Here is a 4,077-nt window from a genome sequence, read left to right as displayed (position 1 = left end):
CCCCCCGGTGCCGCCCGGCGGCCCCGCCGACCCGCCCCGCCCCCCGTGGGCCCACCCACTCGCACGACGTGTCGACCTGACAGTCCGTGCCACAACTCTGGCCCACACCCGGCTATCTGACGTACCGTCATTTCCGCCCGAGGTGCCGTCCCGCGCACCCGTCCCCGGAGGTTCGCCATGCCCGCCGACCGGCCCGTATCGCTCGACGAATACCCCATCCACCAGGCCCCGTTGTCGATGAAGCACCTCGTCACCGGTGACCGCAACGCCTACGACCGCTGCATCTTCCACGTCTTCGACCACGCCGGCCGCGCCGTCCTCATCCTCGGACTCGGTGTCTACCCCAACGCCGGCGTCATCGATGCCTACGCGACGCTCCGCCTCGGAGACGAACTCCTCGCCGTCCGCGCCTCCGACGCGCTCACCGACGACCGGATGAACCTCTCCGTCGGCCCGCTCCGGATCACCGTCGACGAACCCCTGAAGCGGATCACCCTCACCTGCGCCGCCGACCCCGACGACCCCGACGGGCTCTCGTACGACATCACCTGGACCGCCGAGTTCCCCGCCGTCTGGGAGCCCCACCACACCCAGCGCCGGGGCGACCGGCTCATGCTCGAGGGCCGGCGGTTCGTCCAGGCCGGCAACGTCACCGGCACGATCCGCGCCAAGGGCGAGGAGTTCGTCCTCGACGCCGCCGAGTGGACCGGTACCCGCGACCGCAGCTGGGGCGTGCGTCCGATCCCCGGCGAGGACGGCGGCCGGGCCGCCGAGGAGTACCGGCCCGAGGGGTTCCACTGGCTCTGGATACCCGTCCGGTTCGAGGACCGGTTCCTGATGGTCATCGCCCAGGAGGACGCCGACGGCCACCGCAACCTCAGCGAGGCCGTCCAGGTCTTCCCCGAGGGCAGCGGTCTCGGCGACGTCCAGCTCGGCTGGCCGCACACCGACATCCGCTACCGCCCCGGCAGCCGCCACCCCGAGACCGCCGTCGTCCACCTCACCGACCCGGCCGGACGCAAGCCCCTCGAACTCGGCGTGGAGATCCTGAACTCCTCCCCGCTGGCCGTCGGCGCCGGCTACCCGCCCGCCTCCGACTGGCAGCACGGCAGCTGGCAGGGCCGCGGCTGGACCGACCGCCGCGTGTACGACCTGTCCGACCCCGCCGCCCACCCCATGGCCGCCTTCGGGGTCACGGACCACTCCGCCCGCTTCACCCTCGAAGGCCGCACCGGCTACGGGATCTTCGAGCACGGCAGCTTCGGCCGCCACGACCCGAGCGGGTTCACCGACTACGGCTCCGTGGCCCAGTAGGGACAGCAGGGACAGCAGGGACAGCAGGGACAGCACAGCAGGGACAGCACAGCAGGGACAGTCAGGCCAGAGCAGAAAAGGGGTATCCACATGGCAGGACCGGCACCACGCCCCCGCACTTCCACCCGCGAACCAGAGGAACTCGGCCGGCGCCTCGCCGCCTGGCTCGACGCCGAACTCCCCGGCGCGAAGATCACCAACATCTCCGTCCCCGGCTCCAACGGGATGTCCAGCGAGACCCTGCTCTTCGACATAGAGCACCCCGACGCCCCGATCCACGCCTGCGCGCTGCGCCTCGCCGCCGATCCGGCCGCCTACACCGTCTTCCCGTCGTACGACATGCCCCGCCAGCACCGCGTGATGAGCCTGGTCGCCGCCCACACCGACCTGCCCGTCCCGCGCGTGCAGTGGCTGGAAGAGGACCCCGGGCCGCTCGGGGCCCCGTTCTTCGTCATGGCCCGCGCCGAAGGCCGCGTACCGCCCGACGTGATGCCCTACACGTACGAGGGCAACTGGCTGCACGCCGCGACCGACGCCCAACGCGCCGCGCTCCAGGAGTCGAGCATCGCGCTACTGGCCCGGCTGCACGACCAGTTCCCGCCCGGGGAAGCCGAGTTCCTCCTGCCGGAGGGGGAGGGCAGCCCGCTGCGTCGGCACGTCGAGGCCCAACGCGCCTACTACCACTGGGTGGTGGCCGGAAAGTCCCGGTCCCCGCTGCTGGAGCGGGCCTTCGACCGGCTGGAGGAGCTCTGGCCGGCCGACGAGGGCGGCCCGGCCGTCCTCAACTGGGGTGACGCGCGCATCGGCAACGTCATCTACGAGGCGGACGGATTTGAACCCGTCGCTGTACTCGACTGGGAGATGGCGGCCTGCGCCCCGCGCGAGGTCGACCTCGGCTGGACCGTCTACCTCCACCGCTTCTTCCAGGACCTGACCGTCGGTTTCGGCCAACCGGGCCTGCCGGAGTTCCTGCGCCGCGAGGACATCGAGCGACGCTACGCGCAGCTCACCGGGCACACCCCGCGGGACATGGAGTTCCACACGCTGTACGCCGCCCTGCGGCACGGGATCGTGATGCTGCGCATCGCCTACCGGCAGGCGCACTTCGGGGAGGTGGAGGTCCCGGCCGATCCGGACAGCCTGATCCTGCACCACGCCAGCCTGGCCGCCATGGTGCAGGGGACGTACTGGTAGTCCGCTCAGGCCGCCTGCGCGTGCTGCCGCATCTGCGGCAGCACCGCGGGGGCGGGCATCCGTACCGGACGCGAGCCGGGGCCGCCGACGTGCGAGAAGGGCTGCGTCCGCCAGTCCAGCCCCTGCGGCAGCGCCAGGTGCACGACGGGCTCCAGCTCCTGGGCCTCGTCGGAGGCGAAACCGAGGGTGGGCAGCGCGTCGGAGGCGGGGCGTCCCGTGCCCGCGCACACCGTGAGCCCGAAGGGGTTCCACGGGGTCAGGCAGAGGGCGTGCTGCGGCAGGAACTCCTCGTCCGCGACGAGGGCGATCGACTGTCCGCAGTCGGGGCAGGTCGCGTGGTGGATCTCGAACCCCTCGGTGTATTCGAGGTATTCGTCGTCGTCGGCGTAGTCGCCCTCGACGGATTCCAGGGGCTCCGGTTCGATGCGACCGGCGCGCTTGGTGTTCAGCATGGATGTACTCCCCCTTGGGTGGGCCGGGCGGGCAGGTTCTTCGGCCACGGCCACCGCAAACACTTCCCGCCACGCGGCACGAGTAACCACTTCCGGCCGCCGTACGCCCGCATACGCTTGTGGCCTTGGTCACATGCCCGGCGCAGATGCCGCCTCAATCCGTGGACACCGCTGTGCCGGAGGCGGTCCGGGGCCGTAGGTTGTGCGGCTATGAGCGCAATGGAGGAGCTGGACCGCCAGATCGTTGATCTGCTCGTGCGGGACGGGCGGATGAGCTACACGGATCTGGGCAAGGCCACCGGACTGTCCACGTCGGCGGTCCATCAGCGAGTACGCCGTCTGGAACAGCGCGGGGTCATCCGCGGCTATGCCGCCGTGGTCGACCCCGAGGCCGTCGGGCTGCCGCTGACGGCCTTCATCTCCGTGAAGCCCTTCGACCCGAGCGCGCCGGACGACATCGCCGAGCGGCTGGCCGGGGTTCCGGAGATCGAGGCCTGCCACAGCGTCGCGGGCGACGAGAACTACATCCTCAAGGTCCGCGTGGCGACCCCGCTGGAGCTGGAGGACCTCCTGGGCCGGCTGCGGGCCCTGGCGCACGTGTCCACCCGCACGACGGTGGTCCTTTCCACCCCGTACGAGGCCCGCCCGCCCCGCGTTTGAGTCTTTCCCGTGCCGCTCGCACGCCCCGGCGCCGGCGGCCTTCCCGGCTTCGCGCCGCTGCGCCGGACTCCGTCCGTGGGGCAGCCCGGGCCGGGCTGCGGGGGCGCCGCTGCGCGGGGCGGAGTCCCCTACCCGCCCTTCGCCCGTTCCCCGGAGCTCCGCCCCGGACCCCGCGGCCCCTCGGGCGCTCCGCCCCGCCCCCGTTGCCGCGCGCGGCGCCGCTGCACGGGGGCCAGCCCCGGACCCCGCGCCTCAAACGCCGGCGGGGCTGCATTTGGCCGGTGCCGGCCCGCACGTGCGCCGGGCGGGACTGAAAAGATCGCCTCAATCGCCGGCGGGGCTGGATTCTGGCCGGCGTCGGCCCGCACGCGCGCCGCTGGCGGGCTGGATTGCCCGGAGGGCAATTCCAGCCCCGCCGGCGTTTGAGGCGCGGGGTCCGGGGCGGAGCCCCAGGGGC

4 protein-coding genes are annotated in these 4,077 nt (G+C 72.5%); 3 read left to right on the top strand and 1 reads right to left on the bottom strand.

What is annotated here, in order from left to right:
- Positions 1–177: 177 nt before the first annotated feature.
- Positions 178–1,314 (top strand): hypothetical protein, encoded by a 1,137-nt coding sequence (locus ACWGDE_RS23340; RefSeq protein ID WP_453390944.1) that lies wholly within the window; start codon positions 178–180, stop codon positions 1,312–1,314.
- Positions 1,315–1,404: 90 nt separating this feature from the next.
- Complete coding sequence (locus ACWGDE_RS23335; RefSeq protein WP_453390943.1) at positions 1,405–2,508, top strand: phosphotransferase family protein; 1,104 nt, start codon at positions 1,405–1,407, stop codon at positions 2,506–2,508.
- Between the two features lie 5 nt (positions 2,509–2,513).
- Here the strand turns inward: ACWGDE_RS23335 and ACWGDE_RS23330 are convergent, their stop codons facing one another.
- Complete coding sequence (locus ACWGDE_RS23330) at positions 2,514–2,960, bottom strand: hypothetical protein (protein WP_453390942.1); 447 nt, start codon at positions 2,958–2,960, stop codon at positions 2,514–2,516.
- A gap of 219 nt (positions 2,961–3,179) precedes the next feature.
- Here ACWGDE_RS23330 and ACWGDE_RS23325 point away from each other — a divergent pair, with 219 nt between their 5' ends.
- Positions 3,180–3,620 carry an Lrp/AsnC family transcriptional regulator gene (locus tag ACWGDE_RS23325; protein WP_030240692.1) on the top strand — a complete coding sequence of 147 codons (441 nt, stop codon included), beginning with the start codon at positions 3,180–3,182 and terminating at the stop codon, positions 3,618–3,620.
- Positions 3,621–4,077: the final 457 nt, after the last annotated feature.

The organism is Streptomyces sp. NPDC054956, assembly GCF_053609185.1.
This window is presented reverse-complemented; position numbering and strand designations above follow the sequence as displayed.